General features: G+C 66.5%; 15 protein-coding genes. 5 read left to right on the top strand and 10 right to left on the bottom strand.

Going from position 1 to position 16,263, the window contains the following annotated elements; translation table 11 throughout:
- Positions 1-3: 3 nt before the first annotated feature.
- A complete protein-coding gene (locus tag FGL25_RS07920) occupies positions 4-1,140 on the bottom strand; it encodes a cysteine desulfurase family protein (protein WP_138141392.1) in 1,137 nt (378 codons plus the stop codon).
- Positions 1,137-1,604, bottom strand: coding sequence for an Rrf2 family transcriptional regulator (locus tag FGL25_RS07925; protein ID WP_046653966.1), 468 nt, complete (start codon positions 1,602-1,604; stop codon positions 1,137-1,139). The genes FGL25_RS07920 and FGL25_RS07925 overlap by 4 nt, the downstream gene beginning before the upstream one ends.
- A gap of 161 nt (positions 1,605-1,765) precedes the next feature.
- On the opposite strand from FGL25_RS07925, the gene FGL25_RS07930 reads away from it, so the two are divergent.
- The gene (locus FGL25_RS07930; protein ID WP_354702801.1) at positions 1,766-2,398 is read left to right on the top strand and encodes an alpha/beta hydrolase; all 633 of its coding nucleotides are present in this window, start codon (positions 1,766-1,768) and stop codon (positions 2,396-2,398) included.
- 28 nt (positions 2,399-2,426) lie between these two features.
- On the opposite strand, the gene FGL25_RS07935 is transcribed toward FGL25_RS07930, so the two are convergent.
- The 4 genes from FGL25_RS07935 to FGL25_RS07950 all read right to left on the bottom strand — a co-directional run bounded on the left by FGL25_RS07935 (position 2,427) and on the right by FGL25_RS07950 (position 6,371).
- A complete protein-coding gene (locus tag FGL25_RS07935) occupies positions 2,427-3,407 on the bottom strand; it encodes a TerC family protein (protein ID WP_138141393.1) in 981 nt (326 codons plus the stop codon).
- Between the two features lie 108 nt (positions 3,408-3,515).
- Complete coding sequence (locus FGL25_RS07940; RefSeq protein WP_252970087.1) at positions 3,516-4,217, bottom strand: DUF6624 domain-containing protein; 702 nt, start codon at positions 4,215-4,217, stop codon at positions 3,516-3,518.
- A gap of 57 nt (positions 4,218-4,274) precedes the next feature.
- The gene (locus tag FGL25_RS07945) at positions 4,275-5,231 is read right to left on the bottom strand and encodes a DMT family transporter (protein WP_138141394.1); all 957 of its coding nucleotides are present in this window, start codon (positions 5,229-5,231) and stop codon (positions 4,275-4,277) included.
- A complete protein-coding gene (locus FGL25_RS07950; protein WP_138141395.1) occupies positions 5,232-6,371 on the bottom strand; it encodes an anhydro-N-acetylmuramic acid kinase in 1,140 nt (379 codons plus the stop codon).
- A 179-nt stretch (positions 6,372-6,550) separates the two neighbouring features.
- Here FGL25_RS07950 and tyrS point away from each other — a divergent pair, with 179 nt between their 5' ends.
- From tyrS to FGL25_RS07965, 3 genes are all read left to right on the top strand, one after another.
- Positions 6,551-7,831 (top strand): tyrosine--tRNA ligase, encoded by a 1,281-nt coding sequence (tyrS, locus tag FGL25_RS07955; protein WP_138141396.1) that lies wholly within the window; start codon positions 6,551-6,553, stop codon positions 7,829-7,831.
- A 10-nt stretch (positions 7,832-7,841) separates the two neighbouring features.
- Positions 7,842-8,309, top strand: a complete 468-nt coding sequence (locus FGL25_RS07960; RefSeq protein ID WP_138141397.1) for a peroxiredoxin — start codon at positions 7,842-7,844, stop codon at positions 8,307-8,309.
- 133 nt (positions 8,310-8,442) lie between these two features.
- Positions 8,443-9,003, top strand: coding sequence for a bactofilin family protein (locus FGL25_RS07965; RefSeq protein ID WP_138141398.1), 561 nt, complete (start codon positions 8,443-8,445; stop codon positions 9,001-9,003).
- A gap of 75 nt (positions 9,004-9,078) precedes the next feature.
- Here FGL25_RS07965 and prfB read toward each other — a convergent pair.
- From prfB to dapA, 4 genes are all read right to left on the bottom strand, one after another.
- A protein-coding gene (gene prfB / locus FGL25_RS07970) for a peptide chain release factor 2 (RefSeq protein ID WP_112999793.1) occupies positions 9,079-10,192 on the bottom strand; the annotation gives its coding sequence in 2 pieces (ribosomal slippage) (positions 9,079-10,122 and positions 10,124-10,192; 1,113 coding nt in all).
- A 74-nt stretch (positions 10,193-10,266) separates the two neighbouring features.
- On the bottom strand, positions 10,267-12,687 hold the full coding sequence (locus tag FGL25_RS07975) for a penicillin-binding protein 1A (RefSeq protein WP_046653952.1): 2,421 nt from the start codon (positions 12,685-12,687) through the stop codon (positions 10,267-10,269).
- Positions 12,688-12,758: 71 nt separating this feature from the next.
- The gene (smpB, locus tag FGL25_RS07980; protein WP_088411684.1) at positions 12,759-13,229 is read right to left on the bottom strand and encodes an SsrA-binding protein SmpB; all 471 of its coding nucleotides are present in this window, start codon (positions 13,227-13,229) and stop codon (positions 12,759-12,761) included.
- Positions 13,229-14,113 (bottom strand): 4-hydroxy-tetrahydrodipicolinate synthase, encoded by an 885-nt coding sequence (gene dapA, locus FGL25_RS07985; protein ID WP_088411683.1) that lies wholly within the window; start codon positions 14,111-14,113, stop codon positions 13,229-13,231. The genes smpB and dapA overlap by 1 nt, the downstream gene beginning before the upstream one ends.
- 115 nt (positions 14,114-14,228) lie before the next feature.
- Between dapA and FGL25_RS07990 the strand changes: the two genes are divergently transcribed.
- A complete protein-coding gene (locus FGL25_RS07990; RefSeq protein WP_252970088.1) occupies positions 14,229-16,259 on the top strand; it encodes a lytic transglycosylase domain-containing protein in 2,031 nt (676 codons plus the stop codon).
- The last annotated feature ends 4 nt before the right edge of the window (positions 16,260-16,263 follow it).

A 16,263-nucleotide genomic window follows, 5' to 3' on the forward strand; every position in this document is an offset into this window, starting at 1 on the left:
AAGTTACGCGATTTCCTTTGCGCGCTCTTGCAAGCGCGCCTTGTGCTTGTCCCAGGCCATGACCCAGGCATCGGCGAAGCGAGTCCAGTCAGCCTCGGTCGTGCCCCAGCCCCCGGAGACGCGCACGCCGCCGGTCGCCAGATGATGCAGCCCCATGGCGCTGATCGCCTTGGATGGCTTGACCTTGCCCGACGAACAGGCCGAACCGGCCGAGACCATGACCCCGACCAGATCGAGGGTGATCAGCTGTTGCGGGCTGTCCCAGCCCTCAACCGCCATGAACAGGGTGTTGGGCAGGCGCTCGACCGCGCCGCCGATGACGGTCGCGCCCGCCGCCTTGACCTTGGCCTCGGCCGCGTCGCGCCAGGCGACATGAGCCATGGCGGCGTCCAGATCACGCGCGGCGCAGTCGGCGGCGACGCCGAAGCCGGCGATCCCCGGCACGTTCTCGGTTCCAGCGCGGAGGCCCCGCTCCTGTCCAGAGCCATGCAGGATGCGCACGGCCGAAACGCCGTCCCTCAGCACCAGAGCGCCCACACCCTGCGGCCCGCCCAGCTTGTGCGCCGAAAGGGTCAGGCTGTCCGCGCCGAGCACACGCATGGTCACGGGAATCTTACCCGCCGACTGGATGGCGTCGACATGCAACCAGCCGCCTGCCGCGCGAGCCAGAGCCGCCGCCTCGGCGATCGGCTGGATCACGCCGCTTTCATTGTTGGCGTGATGAATAGCGACGACCGCACGGCCCGGACGCGCCAACGCATCGGCCAGCCAGGCCAGATCGAGCACGCCATCTGCATCCACCGGCAGAACTTCGACCGGAACGCCGCTGACGGCGGCGGCCTCGGCCACGCAAGGGTGCTCGGTCGCGCCGACGATCAGTCGCTCACAACCGGCGGCCAGGGCGCTGTGGATCGCCTGGGCGTTGGACTCGGTCCCGCCCGAAGAGAAGATGATCGCCGTCGGATCGGCGCCGACCAGATCGGCCACCTGGGCGCGCGCCGTCTCGATACGAGCTCGGGCGCGTCGACCGGCGGCGTGCACGGCCGAAGGGTTGCCGTTGTCGGCCAAGGCCTTAGCCATGATTTCCTGAACTTCAGGACGAACCAGACCCGAGGCGTTGTAATCCAGATATACGCTCACGCTGCTGCCTCCATGGACGCCGGATCCTTCTGACCCATGCGCGCCCGGTTCGTGCGTTTTTCAATCACATCGGCCAGGCTGACCCCGGCGAGATAGCGATGGATCTCGGCGCCCAGATCTTCCCAAAGATCGTGGGTGATGCAGCGCGCACCGCCCGTCATGCATCCGCGCGGCGTGCCGTGGGCGGCGCAGCGCGTGGCGCGGATCGGCTCGTCGACGGCCAGAACGATGTCGGCCACGACCGTCTCCTCCGGCCCCTTGGCCAGGCGATAGCCGCCGCCCGGCCCGCGAATGCTCTTCACCAGCCCGCCCTTGCGCAGACGCGCGAACAACTGCTCCAGATAGCTGAGCGAGATTTCCTGACGGGTGGCGATTTCGGCCAGGGACACGGCCCGGCCCGAGCCGTTTTTCGCCAGATCGGCCATCGCCATCACGGCGTAACGTCCCTTTGTCGACAGGCGCATCCCTATAACCTCAAAATTCTAACGCTTTTCGGGGCGGCCATGCTAAGACCCCCGGCCTCGCTGGCGAGTGCGTCACGCACCGGGGACTTAGAAAGTCCTACCTCCTCGGTCAAGTATTATCCGTCCGGCGAAACCTCTATTGATTGTAGGGACCGCGATCCATGCCTGAAGTCATTCTGCCCGGCGCCTCTGGCCGCATCGAAGGCCGTTATTCGCCCGGCAAGCGGCCTGATGCGCCGATCGCCCTGATCCTGCACCCGCACCCCAAGGCGGGCGGGCATATGAACAACCCGGTCGCCCTGACGATGCACCAGTTGTTCGTTCAGCGCGGGTTCGCCACCCTGCGCTATAACTCGCGCGGCGTGGGCAAGTCCCAGGGCGAGTTCGACAGCGGCATCGGGGAACTGGCCGATGCGGCCACGGCGCTGGACTGGCTGCAGGCCAACAACCCCGCCGCCACCCAGACCTGGGTCGCGGGCTATCAGTTCGGCGCCTACATCGGCATGCAGTTGCTGATGCGCCGTCCCGAGACCGACGGCTTCATCTCGGTGTCGCCGCCCTCGAACATCTACGACTTCAGCTTCCTGGCCCCCTGCCCGGCCTCGGGCCTGTTCCTGCATGGCACGGCCGACACGGTAGTGCCCCGGCCGAGGTCGAGCGCGTGGTCAATAAGCTGCGCACCCAGAAGGGCATCGTCATCGACTATGAGCTGGAAGAAGGCGCGACCCACTTCTGGCAGGACCACATCGGCGCTGTCGAGCGCCGCGTCGGCGCCTATCTGGACAAACGCCTAGCTGAAAAGCCGGCCTGACGTCCTGAAGATCAGCGCGGAGGCCCGGCCTCCGCGCGGGTCCGCCACAGGGACCAGACCACCCCTGTCGCCAGGATCGCCGCCGTCACCGACAGGGAGACGGCGGGCGGCACCTTCTCGATCCCCAGCAACGGCGCGGCGAACACCTTGCCGCCGATGAAAACCAGCAGAACGGCCAACGCCTGCTTCAGATAGGCGAAGCGGTGGATCACCGCCGCCAGGGCGAAATAGAGCGCCCTCAACCCCAATATGGCGAAGATGTTGGACGTATAGACGACATAGGCGTCCGTCGTGATGGCGAAGACCGCCGGCACGGAGTCCACGGCGAAGATCACGTCAGCGATCTCGATCGTCACCAGGGCCAGAAACAGCGGCGTGGCGTGCAGCTTCACCTCGCCGGAGCGGCGGCTTTCCGTGCGGACAAAGAAGGCGTGCCCGTGCAGGTCGTTCGTCACCCGCATCCGTCGTCGGAACCACTTCAGCAGGACGTTATCGGCGATGTCCGTTTCCTCGCCGCGCGCAAAGAACATCTTCACGCCCGTGAGGATCAGAAACCCGGCAAACAGATACAGCACCCAGTGATAGCGGGCGACCAGCACCGCACCCCCGCCGATCATGATCGCCCTCAGAACGATGACGCCCAGCACCCCCCAGAACAGTACCCGGTGCTGATAGAGGCGCGGCACGGAAAAGGCGCTGAAGATCAAGGCGATGACAAAGACATTGTCCATCGCCAGACTTTTCTCGACAGCGTAGGCGGTCAGATATTCGACGGCGCTGTCAGCCCCTTGCGATGACCACAGCCACGCGCCGAAGGCCAAAGCCACGGCGACGTAGAAGGCGGACAGCGCCAAGCTTTCGCGAACCCCGATCTCATGATCGCGCCGATTGAACAGCCCTAAATCCAGCGCCAGCAAGGCGATGACGACCGTCAGGAAACCCGCCCACATCCAGACGGGCTTGCCCAACCACTCCAATAGCAACAGTTCCATCGACGCCTTCGCGAGCCGTTTCCAACGACGCGGCCGACATCGCGATGAAGGGTCGCCAGAGGGGCCCGGTCCGCTATGACCTCAACGCGTGGCGACGGCAGGCGTTGCTCAGTTTTCGCGGCAAGTCGGCCAGGAGGCAAAACGCGCTTCATACTGCGCCAGCGTATGCGGAAACCCTGCTTCAGCACGGCGACGGTCGGCGTTCGCGGGATCCTCAAGGTTGTCGTAGTCGATGACCCAACGCCCATTCTTGCAGGTCACTTGCGTCCCATAACGTTGCGGACGCCCCTCGTTCACGGCCAGCCGATCGTACATCAGACCGAACTGCGCCCCATCAACCTCGCCCTTCGCTACGAGAGGCTCGAGCACCGGCACGAAACGTCGCCACTGCTCAAGGTTTGAATGCTGGATGATGAGAAAGGCCGTCTGCGACGGCCCCTCGCCATAGCGGCTTTTGAGGAACCAGCCTTCCGGCGGCAGCATGGCGAGCAAGGCGTTGAGATTGGCTTCGTCCACCTCCTCCTGAACCTGCCACATCGCCTTGTTGGCGGCCTGCTCCTGATCCGGAGGAAGAATACTCAGATCGACTTTCTGCATCGCCTGTCGCCCCATCTGATCCAGGCGATACATCCGGAGAAAACGTTCCTCGTGATCCTGAGGAGGCGGCGCTTGCGCTTGTCGTCGCTGTTCCTCGGCAATTGTTTCGAGCACGGGAGCGATTAGGGCTCGCGCCTCGGCGCTCAGTTCATCGGAGGGCGCGGAGACCTCTGCCTGACCCAACAGAAACAGTGTGGCGATCCATGCAATCATGTGTCCCTCCCTGATGAAGAATTTGGACAGCAGATTAAGACGGAATTACGTCGTTCTCTAGTGCTCGCCTTCCGCCGCCGCCACAGCCGCCGGGCGGTGAGCGCGAACGCACCAGACGACGCTGACGATCATCAGGATCATGGCGACGACCTCGATCACCGTCGGGCCGCGCTGCTCCCAGATGAAGCCGTAGATGAAGGCGAACAACGTCTCGGAAACAATCATCTGGCCCAGCATGGTGAGAGGCAGAAGGCGGCTGGCCTGGTTCCAGAAGGCGTTGCCGATGACCGAGGCGAAGATGGCCACCCCTGCGCTGACGCCGATCAGGCGCAGCCAGGCGTCGTCCGTCATGCCGTCCAGCATGAACAGCGACGGGATGACCAGCAGCAGCGCCAGCCCTCCTGTGACCACCCCGGTCAGCAGCGACCACTCATGCGGGGTGACGTCAGGCAAGCGTCCCATCCAGCGACTGTTGCCTACGGCGAAGGCGGTCCAGGACAGCAAGGCCGCCACGGCGCAACCCAGGCCGATCAGGGTGGCTGTTCCGCTTTGCGCCGCCGCGCCGCCGCCCTGGCTGAGCGACTCCCAGCCGATCAGGCCGACGGCCAGGGCCGCCACGGCGATAGGCGGCGCGACACGCGACAACGGCGGCGACTCCTTGTCCCGCAGCCCCCACAGGGCCACCACCACAGGCACCATGCCGACGATCAGGGCCGAGGCCGCGACGCCCGCGTAGTGCACCCCGACCACCAGGAAGGCGAAGTAGACCAGGTTGCCCGCCAGGCTCAGCCAGACCAGAGCGCCCCACGCCTTGCGCGTCAGGGCCGCCGTCACCCGCCGCCAACGCGACGCGATCAGCAGAACCGCGATCAGACCATAGGCGAGATAGCGCCCCGCCGTCAGAAGCAGTGGCGAGGCCTCTGGCACGACCTTGGGCGCCAGGAAGACCAGCCCCCACAGAGCCCCCGCCGCCAGACCGCTGGCGACGCCCCAAAAGCGTGACGAGGCAGCCACCTATTCCGCTCCCGGCTCGACGATCCGGCCGCCGGACATGGGCGTCGGAACGCCCGTCGTGCCGGGGAAGCTGATCGGCAGGCCCAGACGGCAGCGCGCGGCCAGGAAGGCGAAAGCCTCAGCCTCGATCGAGTCGCCGCGCCAGCCCTTGTCCTCAGCCGTAGAGACGGGAACGCCGACACGTTCGCGAATGGCGGCCAGCAGCACAGGGTTGTGGCGACCGCCGCCGCAGACGACGACCTCCTTCGGCTGTTCCGAACAGCGGGCGACGCCCAGGGCCACGGCCTGAGCCGCGAAGGCGGTCAGGGTCGCAGCCGCGTCCTCCAGCGACAGTTCCGCCACCGGGTCCAGCGAAAAGTCAAAGCGGTCCAGCGACTTCGGCCCGGTCGCCGCGAAATAGGGATGTGCCAGGTAAGCGTCCAGCACGACCGGATCGACCGTTCCCGCCGCCGCCAGACGGCCGCCCTCGTCCATCCGCTTCTTCATGCGGGACTGGACCAGCAGATCGACCATGCCGTTGGCTGGGCCGGTGTCAAAGGCCTCCAGCCCGCCGTGTGCATGGATCAGCGTGATGTTGCCGACCCCGCCCAGATTGAGCACGGCGACCGGCCCCTCCATCCCCGCCTTACGGACCAGCGCCGCATGATAGACGGGGGCCAGCGGCGCGCCCTGCCCGCCTGCCGCCACGTCAACGCTGCGGAAGTCGTAGGCCACCGGCACGCCTAGCCCCTCGGCCACGCTGACGGCGTCAATCAGTTGGACGGTGCGGCCCGGAGCATCCGGCGTCGGCGCCTCGTGCAAGACCGTCTGACCGTGAATGCCGACCAGATCCAGCGCGCTGGACTTCACCCCGTTCACAGCCATGAAGCCGAGGGCGGCGGCCAAGTGCGCATCGGCCACCGCCATGCGGGCGTCCTCAAAGCTTTCCGGCTCTTCCTCGTCGCGTTCCCAGTCGAAGGCGTCATCGATCGCGTCTTCGATGATGGCGCGGGTCTCGCCGTCCAGCTTCATCTCGCCGGCGGGACCGAAGGACAGGATGTCGTGACCGTCGGTCTCGATCACCGCCATGTCCACGGCGTCCAGCGAAGTGCCGGTCATGAAGCCGAGCACGCGGAGAGTCTTTTTCGGAGAGGTCGTCATGGCGGCTTGACTGCCACGTCGAGCGCGACGTAGCTAGCGCCCATGATCGCGCAACCGGCCCTTTTCGCCGCCTATTACTACGGCCTCTACTAGAGAGCGGCCGCGATCCTTGCCGCCCTTCCCTCGGCGGCATTATTCCTCGGAAGACGGCCGCCGGTTCTGATGCTACGGACCCGACCATGACCGAGCCCACGACCCAAACCGTTTCCGAAACCGCCTTCAAGTCGGACTTCCTGCGCCTGATGAAGGCACGCGGCTATATCCACCAGATCACCCACCCGGTCGAACTGGACGAGGCGGCGGCGTCCGGCGTGGTCACGGGCTATATCGGCTTCGACGCCACGGCGCCGTCGCTGCACGTCGGCCACCTGATCCAGATCATGCTGCTGCGCCGCCTGCAGCAGGCGGGACACAAGCCGATCGTCCTGATGGGCGGCGGCACGACCAAGGTCGGCGACCCCTCGTTCAAGGACACCCAACGCCCCCTGCTGACCGAGGAAAAGATCGCCAAGAACATCGCCGGCATCAAAGGCGTGTTCGAGAAATTCCTGACCTTCGGCGACGGCCCGACCGACGCCATCATGCTGGATAACGACGAGTGGCTGTCGCAGCTGGGCTACCTGCAGTTCCTGCGCGACTACGGCACGCACTTCACCATCAACCGCATGCTGAGCTTCGACTCAGTCAAGCTGCGCCTGGACCGCGAACAGCCGCTGACCTTCCTCGAGTTCAACTACATGCTGATGCAGGCGACCGACTTCCTGGAGCTGAACCGTCGCTATGGCTGTTCGCTGCAGATGGGCGGCTCGGACCAGTGGGGCAACATCATCAACGGCGTCGAACTGACCCGCAAGGTGGACCACAAGGCCGCCTTCGGTCTGACCACGCCGCTGCTGTCCACCGCCTCGGGCCAGAAGATGGGCAAGACGGTCGGCGGCGCCGTGTGGCTGAACGCCGACGCCTTGTCGCCGTTCGACTACTGGCAATACTGGCGCAACACCGAGGACGGCGACGTGGGCCGGTTCATGCGCCTGTTCACCGACCTGCCGCTGGATCAGATCGAACGCTATGAGGCGCTGGAAGGCGCCGAGATCAACGACGCCAAGAAGGCGCTGGCCGACGCCACCACCTCCATGCTGCACGGCGTCGAGGCCGCTCAGGCCGCCCGCGCCGCCGCCGAAGCCGCCTTCGAGAAAGGCCAGTTGTCGGCCGACCTGCCGACGGTCGAACTGCCGCGTGACGAAGTGATCGGCGCCATGATCGCCGCCGTTACGACCAAGGCGGGCCTGAGCGGCTCCAACGGCGAAGCGCGCCGTCTGGCCCAGGGCGGCGGCCTTCGCCTGAACGACGAGGTCGTCAACGACGGCGCCCGCCTGATCGAAGAGGCCGACCTGAACACGGACGGCGTGCTGAAACTCGGCGCCGGCAAGAAGAAGCTGGTGCTGGTGCGGCCGGTTTAGGGAGAGCGCTGTGACCGACATCACCGAAAACACCCCCGCCCCTGCTTTCAACCTGGCGACGGATGGCGGCGGGCGCGTGTCGCTGGACGGGCTGAAGGGCAAGAACGTCGTCCTCTACTTCTACCCCAAGGCCGACACGCCGGGCTGCACGACCGAGGGCCAGGACTTCTCGACCCTGATCGATCGCTTCGCGGCGGCCCACGCCGTGGTGATCGGCGTGTCCCGCGACACGGTGAAGAAGCTGGACCGCTTCAAGGCCAAGCATGACCTCAAGGTCGTGCTCGGCTCGGACGAAGACGGCGCGGTCACCGAAGCCTGGGGCGTCTGGGTGCAGAAGAAGCTCTACGGCCGCGAATACATGGGCATCGAACGCGCCACCTTCCTGATCGACAGCCAGGGCGCGGTCCGCCGCGCCTGGCGGAACGTGAAGGTGAAGGGTCATGCCGAAGAGGTTTTGGCCGCCGTCGAAGCGCTGTGATCGGCGAGCGGGGTTCGAAAGGCCCCGCTTGACCTCTCCGTCTCAGCCCCCCCTAAGTATCGGCAGGGATTGTATCCTCAGGGGCTGACATTGACCAAACGCCGGTCGTCCCGGCGTGACGCGGAGAGTATAGATGTTCAACAAGAACAAACCCCTCGACAACAGTACCTCGAGCGGACTGGGCATTCCGACGCCGCCCGAACCGGCCAAGCCGACCCCCGCCGCCGCCCCGATCTCCGCCGCCCCTGCCCGTGCGCCCGAGCCGGCGCGCCCCGCCTCGCGCTCGTCCAGCCTGTCGACGCTGTCGGCCGGCGTGAAGTACGAAGGCAACATCTCTGGAGCGGGCGAGCTTCAGGTCGACGGCTCGCTGAAGGGCGATATCCGCGTCGTGCGCGTGGTGATCGGCGAAGGCGGCGCGGTCGAGGGCACGGTCCACGCCGACATTCTTGAGGTGCGCGGCCGCGTCTCGGGCGCCATCGTCGCCAAGCAGGTCAAGCTGTTCGCCACCTCGCGCGTCGAGGGCGACATCACCCAGGAACAGCTTTCGATCGAACAAGGCGCCTGGTTCCAGGGCCGCTGCACCCAGGCCAAGCGCGACACGCCCGGCGCCAACATGCTGGAATCCCCTACCCCGGCCGAAAAGCCCGCACCCGCAAAGACGGACGCCAAGGTCGAGGACAAGCCCGCCGCCTGATCGGCGCCGGCAGCCATAACGAGAAAGGGCGGCCCGCGAAGGCCGCCCTTTTTATGCGTCGATCCGGCAGGTCGTTCAGCCCTCGCGGGTCTCGCCCACGCGGGCCGCGAGCGCAGCCCCCATGAACGGATCCAGATCGCCGTCCAGAACCCCCTGGGTGTCCGAGGTCTCTACCTCCGTCCGTAAGTCCTTCACCATCTGATACGGCTGCAGAACATAGGAGCGGATCTGGTGGCCCCAGCCGATATCGGTCTTGGCGTCGGCCAAAGCCTGAGCCGCAGCCTCACGCTTCTGAAGCTCGAGCTCGTACAGACGCGCGCGCAGCATCTTCCAGGCCTGTTCGCGGTTCTGGTGTTGCGAACGTCCCGCCTGACAGGCGACCACGGTGTTGGTGGGAACGTGAGTCAGACGCACCGCCGAGTCGGTCTTGTTGATGTGCTGACCGCCGGCGCCCGAAGCACGATAGGTGTCGGTGCGCACATCGGCCGGGTTGATGTCGATCTCGATCGTATCGTCCACGACCGGCGACACCCCGATGGAGGCGAAGCTGGTGTGGCGCTTGGCCGCCGCATCGTAGGGGCTGATGCGGACCAGGCGGTGAACGCCCGATTCCGACTTCAACCAGCCATAGGCGTTCGGCCCGGCGATCTGCAGGGTCGCGGACTTGATGCCCGCCTGTTCGCCCTGCTCTTCGGCCTCGATCGTGACCTCATAACCGTGGGCGCGGGCCCAGCGGCTGTACATCCGCATCAGCATCCCGGCCCAGTCGTTGGACTCGGTGCCCCCGGCGCCGGAGTTGATTTCCAGATAGGCGTCATTGCCGTCGGCCTCGCCGGACAGCAGGGCTTCAAGTTCAGCGCGGGCGGCGCGTTCCTTGATGGCCTTCAACTGCTCGCGCGCGTCCTCGAGGGTGGCTTCGTCGCCCTCCTCGTCGGCCATGTCGGCCAGCATGATCCCGTCTTCGAGACCCTGCTCCATTTCCTTGACGGCGCTGACCTGGGCTTCCAGACGCGAGCGTTCGCGGCTGACGGCCTGGGCCTGCTCGGGATTGTCCCACAGCGTCGGATCCTCGACCCGCGCGTTTAGCTCATCGAGCTTTCTTAGAGCGACATCCCAGTCAAAGTCGCCTCCTGAGCAGAGCGACGCTCTGCTCGATGTCGGCCTTCATGGCCTCGACATCCGGTCTCATCGCAATCTCCGCGACATAGGGTGAAACGGCGCGCCTGGTGACAGGCGCGCCGGGTGGTGGGCTTACCTAGAGCGTCAGTAGAGGTCGCTCAAGTCCTCAGCAGGCTGCTTCTTGGGCGGCGGCGGCGCGACCGGCGGCGGCGCGACCGGCGCCGGAAGCTGCGACTTGGCTTCCTGCTCGCGACGAATGACGTCGTAATAGTTCTGCGGTCCTTCCGGCGCAGCCGGACGCGGCGCCTCTTCACGCAACTGGCGCTCGGTGCCGGGACGGAAGGCTTCCTCAATGCCGTTCACGGTGCGGAAGATGGCGTTCTTCGGCTTCACGAACGGACGCGCCGGGCGTTCCTTCAAGGCGTCTTCCATGAAGTCGATGAAGATCGGCACGGCGGTCGAAGCCCCCGCCTCGCCCCCGCCCAGAGAGCGGTTGTCGTCGAAGCCCACGAAGACGCCGACGACGATGTCGGCCGAAAAGCCGACGAACCAGGCCGAACGGTATTCATTGGTCGTGCCCGTCTTGCCCCCGACCCAGCGGCCCAGGCTTCGGGCGCGGGCGCCCGTGCCGCGCTGGATGACGCCCTCCAGCATGGAGCTCATCTGATAGGCGGTGATCGGGTCGATCACCTGGGTTCCGCGGTCTTGGAGGCGCGGCGATTCCTGACCGCTGAAACCACGGCTGCAGTCGCGGCACTGACGACGGTCGGCGCGATGGATGGTCTGACCGTTCCGGTCCTGGGCCAGTTCGATCAGATAGGGATCGACCCGGCGCCCGCCGTTGACGAAGGCGGCGTAGGCGGCCGTGATGCGATACGGCGTCGTTTCACCGGCGCCCAGCGACATGGCCAGGTTCGGCGACATGTCGTCCACCACGCCCATCTTCTTAGACAGGTCGACGACATTCTTCATGCCGACCGCCTGGGCCAGACGCACGGTCATGACGTTGCGCGACAATTCCAGGCCGCGACGCAGGCTTTGCGGGCCGTAGAACTGGCGGCTGTAGTTCTGGGGCGTCCAGGCGCGACCGCCAGGGCCGCCGGGGAAGCTGATCGGCGCATCCAGAACGATCGAGGCCGGGGTGAAGTCGCCTTCCAGCGCCGCCGCATAGACGAAGGGCTTGTAGGCCGAACCGGGCTGGCGGCGGGCCTGGGTCGCGCGGTTGAAGCTGGACAGGGCGTAGGAATAGCCGCCGACCATCGCCAGGACGCGGCCCGATTGCGGTTCGATGGCGACCAGGGCGCCGTTGACGGCCGGCACCTGCTTCAAGGCGAATTGGCCGGCCTGGCGCTCGACGAAGATCAGGTCGCCGCGCTTCAACGGACGGCGCCCCGCGTTGGACCAGGTCACGTCGGCCGCGCGCAGCGTGCCCGTCTGATCGTCCTTGGCCGTGCGGACCCGGATGGTGCTTCCGCTGACGTTCTCGACTGCGGCCGCCTGCCATGAACGGCGCTCAGGCGGGGTCGTGCGCTTTTGAGCTTCGGCCTGCCAGCCTTCGGCGAAGTCCGTCGTGCCCCAGGCGCCGCGCCAGCCGTGACGACGGTCGTAGTCCTCAAGCCCGCGCATCAGGGCGTCGCGCGCCGCCGATTGCAGCTGCGGATCCAGGGTGGTGCGCAGGTAATAGCCGCCGCGGTTGACCTCTTCTTGACCGAACAGGGCGATGGCGCGGCGGCGCGCTTCTTCGACGAAGAAGTCGGCGTCGGCGTATTCCGCGCGGCGCGGCGCCGAACGGGTGTTCAACGGACGGGCCAGGGCCGTCTGCAACTGCTCGTCCGACAGCCACTTGTTGTCGGCCATTTCGCCCAGCACCCAGTTCCGGCGTCCCAGCGCGGCCTCAGGGTAGCGCTTGGGGTGATAGTTGGTCGGTCCCTTGGGCAGGGCCGCCAGGAAGGCCGCTTCGTCCGGCGTCAGCTGATCCAGCGACTTGCCGAAATAGTTATAGGCCGCCGAGGCCACGCCATAGGAGCGATAGCCCAGGTAGATCTCGTTCAGATACAGCTCGAGAATCTGTTCCTTGCTCAGCGTCGCTTCCAGGCGGCTGGACAGCACCGCTTCCTTGAGCTTGCGGTTCAGGCTGGTCTCGCTGGTCAGCAGGACGTTCTTGGCCACCTGCTGGGTAATGGTCGAGCCGCCTTCCAGGCGACGACCGGACAGCACGTTGAAGACGTTCTTGAACATGGCCCGGCCGATGCCGGACACATCGATGCCGCCGTGGCTGAAGAAGTTCTGGTCCTCCGCCGCCAGGAAGGCGTGAACGACCGTCTGCGGCACCTGGTCATAGGTGACGTAGATTCGGCGCTGATCCGAGAATTCGCCGATCAGGGTGCCGTCCTCGGCATAGACGCGCGTCGCCGTCGCCGGGCGATAGTCCGCCAGCTCGGAGGCGTCCGGCATGTCGTGCAAGACCCAGGCGGCGTAGATCGCCACCACCACACCGGCCACGGCGATGGCGCCCAGCAGGGCCACGCCCGCCATGACGAACCAGCGTTCGGCTATCTTCACCATGAACTCCGCAAGACGCGCCCCATGATCCGTCGTTTATCGCGCGTCGCGCGGCGCGCAAAGCGGAACTGCACTTATCCCTTGTCGCGCAGCAGGCGCGCCTTGTCGCGCTGCCAGTCGCGCTCAGCCGAGGCTTCGCGCTTGTCATGCAGCTTCTTGCCCTTGGCCAGGGCGATTTCCAGCTTCGCCTTGCCCGCCTCGTTCAGATACAGCCGCACCGGCACGATGGTGCGGCCATCACGCTGAACGGCGCCGATCAGCTTGTCGATCTGCTTGCGGTGCAGCAGCAGCTTCCGATGGCGGCGCGGCTCGTGATTGAAGCGGTTCGCCATCTTGTAGGGCGGGATGTCGGCGTTGATCAGCACCATCTCGCGTCCTTCAGGCGAGACGTAGCTTTCGGCGATATTGGCCCGACCATCGCGCAACGCCTTGATCTCGGTGCCCAGCAGTTGGATGCCGGCCTCGATGTGGTCCTCAAGGAAATAGTCGAAGCGCGCGCGTCGGTTCTCGGCGATCGTCTTCTGCTTGGGCGAGTCTGCGGCCATCAGGCGACCCCGGCCTCGGCCAGCGCCTTGTCGATGGCGGGCTTCACGGGATCGGCCGTCAGCGACAGCGGTAGGCGGACCTCTTCCGCGCACAGGCCCAGCTTGGCCAGGGCGTATTTGGTCGGCGACGGCGAATTCTCGAGGAACAGCGCCTTGTGCAGGCCGATCAGGCGCTCCTGCCACGAGCGCGCGGCGGCGAAGTCGCCGGCCTGGATGGCGTCATACAGGGCGACCATGGCCTCGGGCGCGACGTTCGAGGTCACGGAGATGACGCCCACGCCGCCGTGGGCGGCATAGCCCAGATAGCTGGAATCATCGCCCGAGATCAGGTCGAAAGCGCCGTCGATGTTGGCGCGCATCCAGCTGGCCCGCGCCACGTCGCCGCTGGCGTCCTTGATGCCGACGATATTCGGGTGCGCCGCCAGGGCCGCTGTCGTCTCGTTCGCCAGGTCCACGCCCGTACGGCCCGGCACGTTGTAGAGCAGGATCGGCAACTGCACGGCGTCGGCCACGGCTTCAAAATGCGCCTGCATCCCGGCCTGCGACGGGCGATTGTAATAGGGGGTGACGACCAGGGCCCCGTCCGCGCCGACCGTCTTGGCGAAACGGGTCAGCTCGATCGCCTTGTCCGTCGCGGACGAACCCGCGCCGGCGATGACGCGGATGCGGCCGGCGGCGATCTCGACGCACTGTTCGACCACGCGCTTATGCTCGTCCAGGTGCAGGGTGGCGCTCTCTCCCGTGGTGCCCATCGGCACGACGCCGTGAACCCCAGCGGCGATCTGGCGTTCCAACAGGCGCTTGAAAGCGGCCTCGTCCACGTTTCCGTCACGAAGAGGTGTGATCAGGGCGGTGATCACGCCCTTGAACAAGGGGGCGGTCATGGGAACAACATACCTGCGCGGAGAAATGGGCGGCGTTCCGCCCGTCACTAATCGGCAAAGGGTAGGTTGCCCGCCGCTTGGCCGCAACCAAAGATGAATGAGGATCAGATATCTGATGATCGCGACGACCGTGGCCGCCGCCCTGGCGATACTGACTCCATCGGCTCAGGACGTGCTGAACAGCACGCCGACGCCCTATTCCGCCAGTCAGGGCGGGATCATCAGCAGCCAGGACGCCGCCCTGGTGCAGCAAGGGCTGACGGCCGCGCGGGCGCGCGACGTCGTGGGCACGCAGGCCATCATGGCGCGCATTTCCGATCCGACCGCGCGCAAGCTGGTCGAGTGGGCGCTGGTCGACACCTCGGACAAGCAGATGTCCTACAGCGACCTGGCGCTGGCCCAGACCGACCTGGCCAACTGGCCGCGCGGCGATTCGCGTCGGGCGGCGGGCGAGCGTGCGCTGGACATGGCGGGTCAATCGCCGGACGCCGTCCTGGCCTTCTTCAGCGGAACCGCACCGACCACGGCTCAGGGCGCCATCGCCCTGACCGGCGCGCTGGAGCAGACGGGTCGCCGTCAGGAGGCCCAGGCCCTGATTCGCGACTGGTGGCGCACCCAGAGCTTTGAAGAGGCTCAGCAAAGCCGAATTTATGCGCGCTGGGGCGGCTGGCTGACCAGCGACGACCATGTGACGCGGTTGAACATGCTGCTGCTGGGGCCGCACGGCCCGGCGACGCGCGCCATGGTCGCCCTGGTCCCGGCCGATCGCCAGGCTGTCGCCAACACCGTAATGGCGCTGCGCACCGCCTACGCTCCCGATGTGATCGTCAGCGGCCTGTCTCAGAGCCAGGCCAATGATCCAGCCGTGGTGCTGGAACGGGTGCGCCTGTTGCGCTCGGCCGGACGTCAATCCGAGGCCTTCCCCCTGTTGTCCGCCCTGCCCGCCGCGCCGTCGCACGCCGACGGCCAGAACACCCTGTGGAGCGAGCGCCGCAACTACTTCCTGGACGCTCTGCAACAAGGGAACCCCCGCGCCGCCTACGCCGCCATGAACGGCCACGGCTTCCCTTCGGGCGAGCGCAAGGTCGACGCCGAATTCTTCGCCGGTTGGGTCGCCCTGACCAAGCTGAACGACCCGGCGACGGCGGCCCAGCATTTCGAAGTCCTGCGCAACGCGTCCTCGACCCCGATCACCCAGGGCCGCGCCCTGTACTGGCTGGGCCGCGCAGCCGAGGCGCGCGGCGATCGACAAGACGCCCAGCGTTGGTATCAGGCGGGCGCCGAGCACTGGCAGACCTTCTACGGTCAGCTCGCGGCGGAAAAGGCGGGCGCGACGACCCTGACTCTGCCTGGCGAGCCGTCGCCGTCGGCGGAAGACGTGAACCGCTTCGAAGGCAATGAAGTGGTGCGCGCCACCCGCATCCTAGGTCAGATCGGCGAGAAGACCCTGATGCGGGTCTTCGCCTATCATCTGGATGACACCCTGCCCTCACCCTACGACCTGTCGCAGCTGTTCGACCTGATGCAGGGTTACGGCGACCAGTTCGGCTCGATGATGGTCGGCCGCGCGGCTAGCCAGCGCGGCTTCGTCATGCCCGAGCGCATGTATCCGATCCGTCTGCCGCAGCAGGTTCCGGGCATGGCGCCGAACGAGTTCGCCCTGGCCATCACCCGTCAGGAATCCAGCTTCGATCCTCTGGTCCGCTCGCACGCCGATGCGCGGGGCATGATGCAGCTTCTGCCCGCGACGGCGCAGGGCGTAGCGCGCCGCATGGGCCGTTCATTCAGCTCCGAACAGCTGTGGGATCCGGAGGTCAACATGACCTTGGGCAGCTACCACCTGGGCGAACTGATGAACAACTTCGGCGGCTCTCCGCTGCTGGCCTCCGTCGGCTACAACGCCGGCCCGGCGCGCCCGCCGCAATGGACCGCTCGCTGCGGCGACCCGCGTCAGGCGCAGGTTGATCCCATCGACTTCATCGAATGCGCCCCCTTCACCGAGACGCGCAACTACATGATGCGGGTGATGGAGAACATGCAGGTCTATCGCGCCCGCCTGAACGGCGGCTCGGCGCCTCTGACGCCCTCGGCGGACCTGGCGCGCGGCACGCCGCCCAACACCGGCCCGCGTCCCTATCAACCCTGATCCG

The sequence above is a fragment of the Brevundimonas vancanneytii genome (genome assembly GCF_901421975.1).
GTDB lineage: Bacteria > Pseudomonadota > Alphaproteobacteria > Caulobacterales > Caulobacteraceae > Brevundimonas > Brevundimonas diminuta.